At 39.1% G+C, this 14,406-nt stretch carries 13 protein-coding genes and 1 riboswitch; of the genes, 9 read left to right on the top strand and 4 right to left on the bottom strand.

Annotation, left to right across the window (positions count from 1 at the left end; genetic code table 11):
- Positions 1–558 precede the first annotated feature (558 nt).
- Positions 559–1,173: a transcriptional repressor LexA gene (gene lexA / locus F580_RS0118670; protein WP_026301535.1), complete on the bottom strand. Its 615-nt coding sequence runs from the start codon at positions 1,171–1,173 to the stop codon at positions 559–561.
- 436 nt (positions 1,174–1,609) lie between these two features.
- Between lexA and F580_RS0118665 the strand changes: the two genes are divergently transcribed.
- Positions 1,610–2,065, top strand: a complete 456-nt coding sequence (locus F580_RS0118665) for a GNAT family N-acetyltransferase (protein WP_026301534.1) — start codon at positions 1,610–1,612, stop codon at positions 2,063–2,065.
- A gap of 40 nt (positions 2,066–2,105) precedes the next feature.
- Here F580_RS0118665 and F580_RS24985 read toward each other — a convergent pair whose 3' ends face one another.
- On the bottom strand, positions 2,106–2,768 hold the full coding sequence (locus F580_RS24985; RefSeq protein WP_019029270.1) for a lysoplasmalogenase: 663 nt from the start codon (positions 2,766–2,768) through the stop codon (positions 2,106–2,108).
- Between the two features lie 125 nt (positions 2,769–2,893).
- Positions 2,894–3,478 carry a HutD/Ves family protein gene (locus tag F580_RS25685; protein WP_019029269.1) on the bottom strand — a complete coding sequence of 195 codons (585 nt, stop codon included), beginning with the start codon at positions 3,476–3,478 and terminating at the stop codon, positions 2,894–2,896.
- 186 nt (positions 3,479–3,664) lie between these two features.
- A riboswitch (TPP riboswitch) is annotated at positions 3,665–3,762 on the top strand.
- A 150-nt stretch (positions 3,763–3,912) separates the two neighbouring features.
- On the opposite strand from F580_RS25685, the gene thiC reads away from it, so the two are divergent.
- The 6 genes from thiC to F580_RS0118625 all read left to right on the top strand — a co-directional run bounded on the left by thiC (position 3,913) and on the right by F580_RS0118625 (position 11,795).
- The gene (gene thiC, locus F580_RS0118650; RefSeq protein ID WP_019029268.1) at positions 3,913–5,886 is read left to right on the top strand and encodes a phosphomethylpyrimidine synthase ThiC; all 1,974 of its coding nucleotides are present in this window, start codon (positions 3,913–3,915) and stop codon (positions 5,884–5,886) included.
- A 155-nt stretch (positions 5,887–6,041) separates the two neighbouring features.
- Positions 6,042–7,292, top strand: a complete 1,251-nt coding sequence (locus F580_RS0118645; protein WP_019029267.1) for an FAD-dependent oxidoreductase — start codon at positions 6,042–6,044, stop codon at positions 7,290–7,292.
- The gene (thiS, locus tag F580_RS0118640; RefSeq protein ID WP_019029266.1) at positions 7,276–7,488 is read left to right on the top strand and encodes a sulfur carrier protein ThiS; all 213 of its coding nucleotides are present in this window, start codon (positions 7,276–7,278) and stop codon (positions 7,486–7,488) included. The genes F580_RS0118645 and thiS overlap by 17 nt, the downstream gene beginning before the upstream one ends.
- A gap of 5 nt (positions 7,489–7,493) precedes the next feature.
- A complete protein-coding gene (locus F580_RS0118635; protein WP_019029265.1) occupies positions 7,494–8,288 on the top strand; it encodes a thiazole synthase in 795 nt (264 codons plus the stop codon).
- A 373-nt stretch (positions 8,289–8,661) separates the two neighbouring features.
- Positions 8,662–10,296 carry a thiamine phosphate synthase gene (thiE, locus tag F580_RS0118630; protein ID WP_019029264.1) on the top strand — a complete coding sequence of 545 codons (1,635 nt, stop codon included), beginning with the start codon at positions 8,662–8,664 and terminating at the stop codon, positions 10,294–10,296.
- 392 nt (positions 10,297–10,688) lie between these two features.
- On the top strand, positions 10,689–11,795 hold the full coding sequence (locus tag F580_RS0118625) for a multicopper oxidase domain-containing protein (RefSeq protein WP_019029263.1): 1,107 nt from the start codon (positions 10,689–10,691) through the stop codon (positions 11,793–11,795).
- 274 nt (positions 11,796–12,069) lie between these two features.
- Here F580_RS0118625 and F580_RS0118620 read toward each other — a convergent pair whose 3' ends face one another.
- Positions 12,070–12,921 (bottom strand): delta-class carbonic anhydrase, encoded by an 852-nt coding sequence (locus F580_RS0118620; RefSeq protein WP_019029262.1) that lies wholly within the window; start codon positions 12,919–12,921, stop codon positions 12,070–12,072.
- 445 nt (positions 12,922–13,366) lie between these two features.
- Here F580_RS0118620 and F580_RS0118615 point away from each other — a divergent pair, with 445 nt between their 5' ends.
- Both F580_RS0118615 and F580_RS0118610 read left to right on the top strand, forming a co-directional pair.
- On the top strand, positions 13,367–13,624 hold the full coding sequence (locus tag F580_RS0118615; RefSeq protein ID WP_019029261.1) for an AbrB/MazE/SpoVT family DNA-binding domain-containing protein: 258 nt from the start codon (positions 13,367–13,369) through the stop codon (positions 13,622–13,624).
- Positions 13,625–13,666: 42 nt separating this feature from the next.
- The gene (locus F580_RS0118610) at positions 13,667–14,374 is read left to right on the top strand and encodes a lipoate--protein ligase family protein (protein WP_019029260.1); all 708 of its coding nucleotides are present in this window, start codon (positions 13,667–13,669) and stop codon (positions 14,372–14,374) included.
- Positions 14,375–14,406 lie beyond the last annotated feature (32 nt).

The following is a 14,406-nucleotide window of genomic DNA, read 5'->3' as shown; positions in this document are numbered from 1 at the left end:
AGCAAGAACAAATAAAATTTGTGATGGTCTAGTATTCTAAATCAAACAAATTTGTGCCGTTAATTGTTTCCCAAATAAGCTCCCAAGGGCGAATTTTAAAAGGTGTATATGTTGCGTTATTGACTTTGAGAAGGGAAAAACCATTCTCTGTAATCAATGCCTTCCCTATAAACCTTTTAATTCTCGCTGAGTGGGAAATAACTTAATTGAATTGGTAAAGTGTTCGTTTTGTATGCGTTACTGTTACTAGAATTACGCTAAATTTTGATCTAGGTCAAATATTTTATAGTGAAGTAATTATAAAAAAACGATTAAATTCAATGGAGTAATAGCTCTAATGTTGGCGTGTGCTTTGCTGCAAGTAGCTTTTGGGATATTTAACTAGAAGATAAAAAAAGAATAGAAAAGTATGGCAGAATTTATTGAGGGTGCAGAAACAAAAAAAGCCACAACGACTGTCACCTTGATTATGGCTCACAGTAATTATGGCGGTTGTTATTTTATTAACTTAATTAATTGAGAAATAAATAACATTAGCTTGAATAGATTTTTAACAGCTTACATCCAACGACCACTGCGGATAATGCCAACGGCAATACCTTCAATATTAAACTCTTGAGTGCTTAGATCGACTTTTATCGGAGGGAAATCTTCATTTTCAGCATGTAAATAAACAATATTGCCTTCACGTTTATAACGTTTTACGGTGACGTCGTCTTCTACGCGAGCCACAACCACTTGGCCATTTTGTACATCAGTGGTTTGATGTACAGCAAGCAAATCGCCATCTAAAATACCAATATCCTTCATGCTTTCGCCATTAACACGTAACAGGTAATCTGCGGCTGGATGGAATAAATTACCATCCATTTTATAATGCTCTTCGATATGTTCTTGCGCCAAAATAGGTTCACCGGCAGCAACACGGCCAATAAGTGGTAAACCTTCGGGTTCTAAAAACTCTTCCACTAAACGAATACCACGAGAAGTACCGGGAAGCATTTCAATATAGCCTTTTTTCGCTAAGGCTTTTAAGTGCTCCTCAGCGGCATTTGCTGATTTGAAACCAAAAAACTTGGCAATTTCAGCGCGCGTTGGCGGCATGCCCGTGTCTTTGATTTTGTCTTTGATTAAATCATAAATTTGTTGTTGTCGCTTAGTCAGCGGGCGCAATTCAGTTGTTGAATCTATCATAGCTTAAACCTGTAAATTTACACAGTATTACTGTTAGTATATACAGGATCGTTTTAAAGGCAAGCTTTTACTTATCGGGGAATTATCACTGATTTTTTTATTTTTAAATGGCAACCTCATGTTGTCGATAAAGCTAATAAAGCTTGTAGCAGGTTTTACGAAAGCTTCTGAGTCATAGCCAAGTGCTAACAAAAACGCTCTATTTGTATTTACTAAAGCGATGAGGATATGGGGTATTAATGTCAATTGAATAAAAATTATTGGATGGAGCTTTCTGAGAAATCCCTATAATTAGTTATGAGGGGGTTCGTCAACATCTGCTGAATTGGATAAACTTAATGTTACTTTACTTGCTCGTCACTCACCTGTGACGGGTCAATTAAAGCGTAAGATAAATTTCGAGGCTAGGCGTCGTATGATAAAAAAACTTGATAATTCGAATGAAGAAGTGGCAAAGAAAATTTTTTCTGTTTTTCAAAATTCTTATAAAGTTGAAGCTCAACTTATAGGGTCTGCTGATTTTCCGCCACTTTTACGTAGTGTTAAAGCGATAGAAAATTCAGCAACAGACTTTTATGGTTTTATTGTAAATGACGCTCTCACTGCAGTTATAGAGGTTGTTATAGTCGATAAGCGCTTAGAAATTGATAGTTTAACGGTTGAGCCAAATTATTTTAGACAAGGTATCGCCAGTAAATTATTAAGTTACGTGTTAGAGACTATTTCTTATTCAACAGCGATTGTCGAAACTGCAGTAGTAAATATACCGGCAATAAATTTATACCAGAGCCATGGTTTTGTTGAGTTTAAAAGATGGACTCCCGCTCATGGTATTCCTAAGCTAGCCCTGTCGGTTGAAAGTGCTGGGTAATTTATCTAAGTAAATACTCATGTTGCCTAGATAAAAAAGGCTACTTATTTTTGTCTAAAGAGAGCAGGTAGCCTTTAACTAAAGCATATTGAGCGAAGTAATAGGTAGCCATCACCCAAAGTTGGCTGTGCAAGATAGCGCTATTGAATTTATCAAAGCCAATTAATGAATCTGAGAGCACAAAACTAATCCCCCCCAACACTAACCATAAAGTAGACCTGTGACTAAAGACGGTTGCCAGTGCCATCAGTAATAACACTACCATGTAGGCTAATACCGGAATAAATAACTCACCCAAGCCATCAATAAACAATATAAACATCAGTGCCGCAAAGCCGACATAGGTAGTGAGAATAAGCGGTTTTTTATTAACTATAGGTAAATTATTGAAAGGCTTTAAGCTAATTAAATAACAAATATGTGCAATAAAAAAAGCACCTAAGCCGAAAATAAACCAATCATGTGTGTTGTAATCTAGGAGGAAATCACCACAGGCAGAAAAGAGTAAACCGAAGAGAAAATAATAAGTCGAATTAGACTGCTCAGGGGCGGTTAAACGTTTGGTGTGCTGCCAAGTAATGGCAATCAGTAATAATATCGGTAGTATTTTCACTGCCCAGCTAAGTGGATAAGGCTTGAACAAGGTTGATAAAATAAAACCAAACGCTAAGGTAATAAATACTAGGGTGTTATTCTTATTCACTACACTTTTTACCTTAGGGTTAATTTGTTATGGCTGTAGCCAGTATCTGGGTCAATTAATATGAGCCAATTTAGCTTAGCTTTACTTGTGTATGCGGATTTATTAACTGAGTTATAGTAACTTGGTTACTGTAACTCAGTCAGTTGAATTATTATCATGTTCTCACCAGTAATTGTTATAGCGGACTGGTTATCGGCTTGATTTTCAAGTTGAACTAAAGCGCCTTCAGTTACATTGGTAGTATTTTTATCGTGCTCAATAGTCATATCGCCAGATAAACTATAAGCGAATACTAAAGTACCAGAGTTAGGTGATAAAGAGACTTGTTTTTTAGCGGGGTAGGTATCTATTTGTGCAGCAAAGCTACCTTGCTTGGTCATAATGTTGAAGTCTTTAATACCGCCATTCACTAATGCGCCATGGGTTTTACTTGCCCCATCAAAATGAGAAATATCAAGCAATTTCGTTAGCTTATCAACATCACCATTGCGGTGATCTAGTATTAAACCGTTACCTTCGATCAATATTAAATTACGTTGATAACCAGCAAAGTTTGAAAAATCACCGTCATTTACCACGCTAGCAATACTCAGTCGCCAATCAAAATCATCTAAATTACCACCATCGCTAATGGCTAATTCAGTGGTGTGGCCTAAGCCGTTTTTCCAGGGAATAGTCTTAAATTTTGCAGCAGAGAATATTGTGATCATAAGGTAGCTTCATGGTAAGAATTTTGCTCATCTTACCTAGCTTATTTATAGAGGCAATGGTTATTTTTTCTCTACTTTGTCAGTGGTCTGCTTTGTAGTACTTATTATTTTAGGACTTGCACTAACCGCTAAGCTCACGTTAGAATCTAGCTGTGCTTACTTAACCCGTTAAAAGAATGAGTAAGCGCACACTTGTCGGAGTGCCAAAGGCTGAGATCGCGAAAGCGGGATCCGTAAAACCTGATCAGATTAATATCTGCGTAGGAAACAAGAGAGAGTGATTAAGTCCTGTAACCTTAATTTTTTCCAACCTCTTTTTGCCTCTTTTTTAACTATGAAATAGTTAAAAAAACTCCGCCTATTTTTATTTTTTTCTTACTTTTATTGTCCTTATTTTGGGAATAAAACAAGAAAAACAAAAACAAGGTGCGACCATGTCCAATTCAACCAATGTTGATAAAGTAGTAAAAAAACCAAGCAGACGTGAAAAACGTGCAGCGGCAGAAGCATTCTTAAAAAATGTTTCCGACCAATCTTTCCCTAATTCCAAAAAAGTTTATGTATCAGGTAAAATCCACGATATTAAAGTGGGTATGCGTGAAATTACCTTATCTGATACCTTAATTAGTGGTAGTAAAGATACTGCCGTTTATGAGAAAAATGAACCTTTATGTGTTTATGATACTTCGGGTTTTTACACCGATGAAAATGTCAAAATTGATGTGCACAAAGGTATTCCACGTTTACGTGAAAGCTGGATAGATGCCCGTGGTGATGTCGAGCCATTAACTTCTACTAGCTCTGAATACGCCCAACAACGTCTTGCCGATGAAGGTGTTGACAGTATCCGCTTTGAAAATTTACCTCAAATGCGCATCGCAAAAAAAGGTAAAAATGTTACGCAAATGCATTACGCTCGCCAAGGTATTATTACCCCAGAGATGGAATACATTGCCATTCGTGAAAACATAAAACGTGAAGAAGTGAAAGATGCAACCTTACTGCTGCAACATAAAGGCGAATCTTTTGGTGCCAGTATTCCTGAACAAATTACCGCTGAATTTGTCCGTGATGAAGTGGCTCGCGGTCGCGCCATTATTCCAGTAAACATAAACCACCCTGAATGTGAGCCTATGATCATTGGTCGTAACTTTTTAATTAAAGTTAACGCCAATATTGGTAACTCAGCAGTAACCTCTTCTATTGAAGAAGAAGTGGAAAAGCTGGTTTGGTCAGCAAAATGGGGCGCAGATACGGTAATGGATTTATCTACTGGCCGTAACATTCATGAAACACGTGAATGGATCATGCGTAACTCGCCAGTACCTATTGGCACAGTACCTATTTATCAAGCACTTGAAAAAGTAAATGGCGTAGCAGAAGACCTAACTTGGGAAATATTCCGCGATACTTTAATTGAACAAGCAGAGCAGGGTGTTGATTATTTCACTATTCATGCCGGCGTTTTACTGCGTTATGTACCTATGACAGCTAAACGTGTCACTGGTATTGTTTCGCGTGGTGGTTCAATTATGGCGAAATGGTGTTTAGCGCATCACAAAGAAAACTTTCTTTACACCCATTTTGAAGACATTTGTGAAATTTTAAAACAATACGATGTGTCATTTTCTTTAGGTGATGGTTTACGTCCAGGCTCAGTAGCCGATGCCAATGATGAAGCGCAATTTGCTGAATTACATACGTTAGGTGAGTTAACTAAAATTGCTTGGCAGCATGATGTACAAGTCATTATAGAAGGTCCAGGCCACGTACCGCTTCATATGATTAAAGAAAATATGGAAGAGCAAATCAAACATTGTGGCGAAGCACCGTTCTATACTTTAGGGCCTTTAACTACAGATATCGCCCCAGGTTATGATCATATTACTTCGGGTATCGGTGCGGCTAACATTGGTTGGTACGGCTGTGCCATGCTTTGTTATGTAACACCAAAAGAGCATTTAGGTTTACCGAACAAAGAAGACGTAAAAGAAGGTTTGATGACTTATAAAATTGCTGCTCATGCTGGTGATTTAGCTAAAGGTCATCCTGGCGCACAAATTCGTGATAATGCCATGTCTAAAGCGCGTTTTGAATTCCGTTGGTATGATCAATTCAATATTGGTTTAGATCCTGAAACCGCTAGAGCTTACCATGATGAAAGCTTGCCACAAGAGTCGGGCAAAGTAGCGCATTTCTGTTCTATGTGTGGACCGAAATTTTGTTCAATGAAAATTTCACAAGAAGTACGTGAGTATGCTGCCAATCTTGATAAAAACGCCATAAAAATTCAATTGCTTGATGAGACAATAACGATAACGTCTGACGAAGCTATTGAAAAAGCGATGCAAGAAAAGTCCGCTGAATTTAAAGCAGCGGGTAGCGAAATATACCAACTCGCTGATTAGCTAACCTTGTCATTGCCGAGTTGTCTTGTCGGCAATCCATGGTCTTATTTCAGTTTAACTACTTGTTTGCAGTTATGGATCCCCGACAATAGACTTCGGGGATGACAGCAACACTGACGTAGTATTTACTCATATAAAAAGGTTGCAGATAAACCATGAACATTGCCATTGTTGGCGCAGGATTGATGGGGCGATTACTCGCTCTTTCATTACTTCGAGGTGAACAGCTTCGAGGAGAACAGCCTGACGACAAAAAGTCCGAAAGCGGAACTATTACTTTATTTGATAAAGATAATAGACTCGCCCATAACAGTGCAGCCTATGCTGCTGCTGGTTTATTAACGCCATTGGGTGAATCACTGCATTGTCACCCTAATATCGTTAGTATGGGTTTTGAGTCATTACGTTTATGGCCAACGTTGCTCGACAGCTTGGATGAACATACCTTTTTCCAACAAACTGGCGCCATCATGGTAAGTCATGAACAAGACAAAGGTGACTATCAACGTTTTGTTAGACACCTTAGCAATAATTATCCAGAGCAAGAGTTACACCGATTAGACCGACAAGCGTTATTAGCACTGGAGCCTGAAATAGGCCGAAGTTTTAATCAAGGTTTGTACCTGCCACAAGAAGGTCAACTAGGAAATCGCCGTTTGTTAGTGGCACTGCGTAAGCAACTTGAAAAAGAAGGTCAGCAGACATCTTCGAGCAATAATAGTGGCAATAAACTGCTGTGGTTAGCTGAGTGTGAAGTTGTTGCAATCAAGACCAGTAAAGAGAGCAGCACGGTAAGTTACTTGCAAGGTGGCAGTAAGCATAACCAGCGTTTTGATTTAGTGATTGATTGTCGTGGCACGGGGGCAGCCAGTAAAAATAGTAATAGTAGTTGTGCGCCTTTGGCAGATTTAAGATCGGTACGAGGTGAGCTTTTTCAACTGTTTGCACCTGACGTCAATATTTCTCGGCCAGTACGTTTAATGCATCCAAGATATCAGCTGTATATAGCGCCAAAGGGCAAAGGCTTTTATGTGGTTGGCGCAACGGAAATTGAAAGTGATGATAATTCACCTATGACCGTGCGCTCAGCAATGGAATTACTCAGTGCTGCGTATAGCGTGCATCCGGGGTTTGCTGAAGCACAAATCCGTCAACACGTTAGTCAATGTCGGCCAGCCTTTAGTGATAATCAGCCTAAAATTACCGTGCAAGACTCACTGATTCAAGTAAATGGTTTGTTTCGCCACGGTTTTTTAATTGCCCCTGTTATATTGGCACAAACACTTGCGGTTATTGCCAATCAACTAAACTCTACTAATAGTCCTTTACCTTATGCTGACCTGTTACCTGTAGAGAAGGCAGTGAGCATAAATAAAAAAGAGTCATCTTATGAATATTCATATTAACGGAAAAGCCTACCCCCTAAGTCATGAAACACATATCAGTGTTAGCTCAGCGTTAACTTTATACTTTATTGAACCGCAACAAAGTACTTTCGCCGTGGCACTTAATGGTGATTTTGTCGGTAAAGCCGATTACGGCACTACCATGGTGAAAAATGGTGATAGCCTTGATGTCTTACAACCTATTCAGGGGGGCTAAGTTTAATGTCATTGAATATCTACGGACAAAACTTAGCTAGTCGTTTGCTTATTGGCAGTGCTTTATATCCGTCACCACAAGTGATGAAAGAAGCGATTTTAGCCAGTGGTTCACAAGTGGTGACGTTGTCGCTAAAAAGACAAAATCCAGCTGCAAAGTCGGGTCAACAAATTTGGCACTATTTACAAGAAATAGTAAAACAAACTGATGGGCACTTATTGCCAAATACTGCCGGCTGTAAAACAGCGAAAGAAGCGGTAACGCTGGCACATATGAGTCGTGAAATTTTTAAAACGGACTGGCTGAAATTAGAAGTTATTGGCGATGATTATAACTTGCAACCAGACCCTATTGAATTATTGCATGCGGCAGAACAGTTGATAAAAGACGGTTTTAAAGTACTGCCCTATTGCACTGACGATCTGGTGTTATGCCAGCGACTTTATGACTTAGGCTGTGAAGTGATTATGCCATGGGCATCGCCAATTGGCACAGGAAAAGGACTGATGAATCCGTATAATTTAGAAACTATACGTTTACGTTTACCTGATGCTACCTTAATTTTAGATGCCGGTATTGGCAAGCCCTCCGATGCTTGTTTAGCTATGGAAATGGGTTATGACGGTGTGTTGTTAAATAGTGCCGTGGCATTGGCAGATAACCCGGTATTGATGGCAAAAGCCTTTGGTCTGGCGTTGCAAGCCGGTGAACAAGGTTATGTTGCTGGTATAATGCAGCAAAGACAGACCGCCCATCCTTCAACGCCGACATTAGATACACCGTTCTGGCACCAATCGTGAGTTAAACTGCTTATTTTTGTAGTACACAATTAAGGCGTCAGATGTACTCATTGCCTCGAAATAGCTAATAAATTCGTCGTTATTTAACGCTACTGCGGCGTTGAAGATGCTCACCTAGTAAACTAGGCTCCGCGTATTCGCCTTGCATTAGCATCAACTAACTTAGCCTTTAAGCTATTTATTTACTTAGATTGTAGAAAGTACGGAATTGAAGAGACATTTTGTGATGCGACATGTAGTTTTTTATGTAGAAAAATATCTTATTCAGGGATGAATAAGTTAAGCGTATAGGGATATATTTACCGCGTTTTTTCGTAATAATAAATGCAATGTCACATTCACACTTTTGAATAAAACTATATCAGGCTTCATTATGATAATACGAAAACCAATAATCTGGACTATTTCGGGCAGTGACTGCTCTGGTGGTGCGGGCATTGCTGCTGATATTAAAACGGGTCATGGCTTAGGGGTTGAAGTCTGTCATTTGATCACGGCTAATACCGTGCAAAATTCTTCGAAATTAATCTCAGTAAACCCAGTCCCTATTGATATTTTACAGCAACAGTTTGAAGTGTTAATTGCTGACAAGCCGCCATCGGTTATCAAAATTGGCTTAGTCGCTAATGTTGAGCAAGTAGTATGGTTAAGACAAATAGTAATACAAGCCAAGCAAGCTGATAGTAATTTGGTTGTGGTTTATGATCCTGTAGGTCAGGCCAGTGTTGGTGGTAGTTTTAGTTATTTTACTTTAGATCAGCTAGCCCCCTTGTTGCGACAAGTTGACGTGATAACACCTAACTTGATGGAAGCACACAGCTTAGCGCTGTTATCCCAAGAGACAGCAGCAGAAAAACTTGCAAAGAAAATCTATCAAAACTTTGCCATTACCAGCATTATCATTAAGGGGGGTCATAGTAATAATGACGATGGCCTAGTGAGTGATTATTGTCATCACCAACTTAACCAGCTTAGCGAAGAGAAACAAGACAACCAAGAAAAACTGCATCAAAGCATTGATTATCAACTCAGTTCGCCGCGTATAAATACAAACTATAGCCATGGTGGTGGTTGTAGTTTTGCCACTGCCTTATCTAGTTTCCTTGCCCAAGGTTATCTAATGCGTGATGCCTTTATGCTAACCAAAGCTTTTATCAATCAAGGTTTGTCAGCTAGTGTTGAAATGAGTGCATCACAACAGCATCAATATTACGGTGCCTTTGAACAGCAAGGTTGGCCGCATACTCCAACAGCTATGGCGCCACACTTTGCAAAAGTTGTTGATGATTTAAGCTTGCAATATCAAGACTTACCTGCCTTTGAATCGCTTGATTTGAACAGAAAAAAACTCGGTCTTTATCCTGTTATTGATTCACTTTATTGGTTAAAACGATTATTGCCGCTAGGTTTGGAAATTATTCAGTTACGGGTGAAGAACTTAGGCCAAGATGAATTAGAACAAGTGATCATTAAAGCGGTAGAGTTGGCGAAAGACTATGGTACTCGTTTGTTTATCAATGATTATTGGCAGCTAGCGATAAAACATGGCGCTTATGGTGTGCATATTGGTCAAGAAGATTTACAGGATGCCGATCTAAGTGCGATTCAACAAGCTGGCGTACGTCTAGGCATTAGCACCCACGGTTGTTATGAGTTTATATTAGCGCAACAATTACAGCCGTCTTATTTAGCCATAGGCGCAATTTTCCCGACAAAAACCAAAGACATGACCGGACAAATTCAAGGCTTAGATAACTTAAAACAAGTATTAGCTTTACGTCCTGAAAATAAAAAACAGCAGATCCCTGTGGTTGCTATTGGCGGCATTACCCTTGAACGTGCAGCTAAAGTGGTTGCCACTGGTGTCGACAGCATTGCCGTAGTCACTGCAATAACTGAAGCGGAACAATCACTCGGCATAACGCCAGAACAAGCTGTCGCTGATTTTGAACAGATTTTTGCTAATACCAATTACACTAATAGATTGATCAACTTAGAGTTGTATTAGCGAGTTTAGAACAAGAAAAATCACTTAAACATAGTTATTCTATATTTCTTTAATTTTGAGTAGTTATTGGTTCGCTAATAAACTCCCAAAGGGCGAGTACCTAATAAAAGGCAAAGGCCTACATACGTCGTTATTAATTTCGAAAAGGACGCTATATGGATGGTGTTATTAGAGAATGCAGGATGCACATTCTCCTGAGCTTATTCTCCTGAATAACCCTTCTTTTCAATCAATGCCTTGCCTTTAAGCCTTTTAATTCTCGCTAAGTGGTCAATTAATTAATGTACTTGGTATATGGTATAGATAAACAAAGTTTGCCTATAAAGTACTATTGGTAATCATTCGCATTTGCTATTATGGAGGCAATTCTTATCCATTAGCAGTATAAATAGATGAATACCCTCCGATCTTTTCTTTGTCGTTTAACCGTGATTTTAGCAACTTTGCTTTCTTTTCAATCCGTTGCTGTTGAGCGACTTTATTATGTCGCCGCCGACGAAATTGAATGGCAATATGCAGAAAAGCATCATAATTTAATGATGGATATGCCGTTAATGGCAGCGCAGCAAGTTTTTGTTAAAGCCAGTGAAAATACCATCGGTAGCAAGTATAAAAAAGCACTTTACCGTGAATATACCGATGCTTCTTTTAGCCAGTTAAAAGTACGACCAGCCAGTGAGCAGCATCTGGGCTTATTGGGGCCATTGTTTCGCGCAGAAGTTGGCGATACCATCAAAGTTGTCTTTAAAAATAACGGCACCCGTCCTTATACCATTCACCCCCACGGCGTATTTTACAACAAGGCCAATGAAGGCTCTCCGACCAACGACGGTACCTCGGGTAAAGATATAATCGATGATCGAGTCATGCCAGGACAAACTTATACTTATCATTGGCAAGTACCAGATACGGCAGGTCCAGGGCCGGCAGATACTAGCTCGGTAGTTTGGGTTTATCATTCTCACGTTAACAGCATCAGAGATTCTAATACCGGCCTGATTGGCGCTATTGTTATTACTGCTAAAGGTATGGCTAAGGCCGATGGTTCGCCTAAAGATGTTGACCGTGAGTTTATCAATCTTTATACCGTGATGAATGAAAATGAAAGTTGGTTTTTAGCTGATAACATTAAAAATTATCTGACCACGCCAGCTAGCGAAAACATCACTGAAGATGATGATTTTGTTGAAGGTAATCTAATGCATATGATTAACGGTTATCTGTTTGCTAACTTACCGGGTTTAACTATGGTTGAGGGTGAAAAAGTGCGTTGGCATTTAATTGCTTTAGGTACAGAAGTGGATTTACATACCCCGCATTGGCATGGTCATACAGGTTTGATCAATGGTCATAGAACCGATGTAGTTGAATTATTGCCAGCTTCGATGAAAACCTTAGATATGACGGTTAATAATCCGGGTACTTGGATGTATCACTGTCATGTTAATGATCATATCGCTGCCGGTATGACCGCACTTTATCAAGTGTTGGAAAAGTAATATTTTTCCAACTCAGTAGTAGGACAATAGCGGGTTTTTATTGCTACCAGTCCTACTTGCCATTAGCGGCTAGTGGCAAGTACTATAAGTGACTTTCTGTTCTTGATTATGCTATGTTTGTGCAACTAATGAGTGAACATTTAATCGGTGAACAAACGTTAAAAAGAGTTCTTTAACTAGCTTGTTGCGAGTCAAGAGGGCAGGTATTCGCTATCAGGAAAATACATCAGTACAAATCCATGATAGCGAGTGTTTTCAGTAATAAAAGTTAGAACTACATTGCTGATAATAACTTAGGATTCGTTACCAGATTTCTGACACCATGGGCGTGATCTTCATTAAAAACATTACCTTTACACCAATCACCAACCGTTTCGATATTAACTTTAGCTACTTGTGGACGAACACTCCATGAAACTTGCAACGGTGAGCCTTTTTCATTGTAACCAGGGCCAGTGGTTGAACCGATATATTGAACAGCAGAGCCAGTATTACTCGGAATGTTTAATGCCTGTTGGTAGCCATTTTTAACACCGTGTTTAGTTAATTCATTAAAATCTAAAGCCTTACTATCATTCACTAAAACATAAACTTGTGTTTCAACACGCAATTGTGGGTTACCAATTGAGTCGCTTAAGCACGCACCTAAAGTAGGGCCAGGCATTATTTGTGCGGTTGAATGAACATAATGCACTTCAATAGTATCACCAGCGTTTAAGGCACCGTGCTTACTTGGGCATATTGCTGATTTGGTTGCTTGCTTTTCACTTGAGCTCAACTTGCCAGAATAAACATAACCACTTAGAAAACCATGACCATCGCCATTGCCAGCGTATTGACTAAACTCGCCACCTTTATGTTCGGCATTTTTATGGAAATGAATATTACATAAGTTCATCGCAGTAGATGCTGGCGCAGCACCAAAATCTCGGGCATTGGAGCCTTTGATGTTATCAATATCGCGTGGTGACTGAGGGCCAAAACCTTTGCCATCAGTATTTTTTTCTAACATAGCGCGTTGTTTTTCAATGACCTTGTCCGAAACATTATCGTGACCGCTGCCAGCACAGGCCGTTAACGGTATTAAGGTTGTGGCGAGCGCCATTGCAATAATATTTGTCTTCATGTTTTACCCTTAATGTTGTTGATTAACTTGTTACTTATGGTCAATAGCACTACTGAGTTTTATAGCATTAAGCTAATACAGCGTATATTTTCACGAATTATTATATGAAAAGAACTATTATTCGCTTTAATTATATAGCTGCTAAAAGATAAAAGCACAAGGCAGATTGTTTGAATAAATGCCACTATTTACCAATGTTAAGCTTTGTTTTTATTGGTGTTCATCATAAAATACTTGTTAAGTATGCTACAGAAAAATACGATATTAGACACTAGTACTACTCTCGAAGAAGGTGCTTAATGTATTCATTATTATGCGCGGAGGTGTTTATACTTTGTAGGTAGTGGCTATGTTGAAAATATTAATAATATGGCCAAATAATCAATATTGGTGAGCATAAAATAAGCAACTATAATTTTAAGAGTGAGTTATACGAAAGCATATAATGCCAATTCGTTTGGTATTATATGTATGGCAATTACTTTGGAGTGTTATTATGATTGAACTTAAAATACAAGCAGTTGGTACGGGCGTAGGCGTGGAACTTCCACAAGAAGTATTAAATCAACTACGCACTAAGAAGGGCGAAAGTATCTTTTTAGAAAATATGTTTGATGGCAGTTATAGCCTGGTAAAACATGATGTAAAGTATGCGGAGAAATTGATGCTAATTGACGGTCAAATGCACGAAGAAGACTCTTAACGTCGCAACCAACACACTATTGATACAAGATAAGAAATCTTAATGATTAGCAATAAACTCCTACGTTACCAGCATATATCGGTTGCTAATGTATTTGAAAAAGAGACCCAGATTGTTGCACAGATTCAAGCGGGTGAACTCAAACAATGCCTAATACTTTGGCAAGCTAAGCAGGCTACCTTAGTATTACCGGCGGGTAAAAAATGGCCAGAGTCAGATTTACTTAAAGAAACCTTATTAGCGGATAGCTGGCTACTTCAGGCACGAAAAACTGGCGGTGCTCCAGTGCCGCAATGCCCGGGTGTGATTAATTTATCGCATTTATATCTTTGGCAACACGAAAAACCCTACTCGATACCGCTAGCCTATGAAAACCTATGCTCAGTCTTACATGACTTCTTCAAGCAATTTAACTTAGTGAGTCAAGCGCACGCGACTGAATTCTCATACTGTGATGGCGACTATAATATCAACCTTAAGGGTAAGAAGGTTGTCGGCACAGCACAGCGGGTAATCTTAAAAAAGGGCGGCGGTAGAATCGTCTTAGCGCAAGCCTTCATTCTTGTTGATGTCATCTTAGAAGAAATCATTAAGTCGGTGAACTTGTGTTATCAATTATCAGATAAAACTGAGCGGGTAAAAGCGAAAGTGCATACGACACTTTTTGATAATATTAGTGAGCGACCGACAATAGAACAGTTATATCAGCAGCTCACTCAAGCTTTTATTGATAGTGGTTTATACCCATAACAGCAAATTCATAGGGTGCTTATTGGAATGGG

The sequence above is a fragment of the Colwellia piezophila ATCC BAA-637 genome, assembly GCF_000378625.1.
GTDB classification, from domain to species: Bacteria; Pseudomonadota; Gammaproteobacteria; order Enterobacterales; family Alteromonadaceae; genus Colwellia; species Colwellia piezophila.
Note: the sequence above shows the minus strand (reverse complement) of the source record. Positions and strands in the feature narration are given on the sequence as shown.

What these genes read in the sequence shown, in the direction of transcription:
- F580_RS0118665 (WP_026301534.1), top strand. Translation starts at nt 1,610, where the DNA reads ATGATAAAAAAACTTGATAATTCGAATGAAGAAGTGGCAAAGAAAATT.
- F580_RS25685 (WP_019029269.1), bottom strand. Translation starts at nt 3,478, where the DNA reads ATGATCACAATATTCTCTGCTGCAAAATTTAAGACTATTCCCTGGAAA.
- thiC (WP_019029268.1), top strand. Translation starts at nt 3,913, where the DNA reads ATGTCCAATTCAACCAATGTTGATAAAGTAGTAAAAAAACCAAGCAGA.
- F580_RS0118645 (WP_019029267.1), top strand. Translation starts at nt 6,042, where the DNA reads ATGAACATTGCCATTGTTGGCGCAGGATTGATGGGGCGATTACTCGCT.
- thiS (WP_019029266.1), top strand. Translation starts at nt 7,276, where the DNA reads ATGAATATTCATATTAACGGAAAAGCCTACCCCCTAAGTCATGAAACA.
- F580_RS0118635 (WP_019029265.1), top strand. Translation starts at nt 7,494, where the DNA reads ATGTCATTGAATATCTACGGACAAAACTTAGCTAGTCGTTTGCTTATT.
- thiE (WP_019029264.1), top strand. Translation starts at nt 8,662, where the DNA reads ATGATAATACGAAAACCAATAATCTGGACTATTTCGGGCAGTGACTGC.
- F580_RS0118625 (WP_019029263.1), top strand. Translation starts at nt 10,689, where the DNA reads ATGAATACCCTCCGATCTTTTCTTTGTCGTTTAACCGTGATTTTAGCA.
- F580_RS0118620 (WP_019029262.1), bottom strand. Translation starts at nt 12,921, where the DNA reads ATGAAGACAAATATTATTGCAATGGCGCTCGCCACAACCTTAATACCG.
- F580_RS0118615 (WP_019029261.1), top strand. Translation starts at nt 13,367, where the DNA reads ATGCCAATTCGTTTGGTATTATATGTATGGCAATTACTTTGGAGTGTT.
- F580_RS0118610 (WP_019029260.1), top strand. Translation starts at nt 13,667, where the DNA reads ATGATTAGCAATAAACTCCTACGTTACCAGCATATATCGGTTGCTAAT.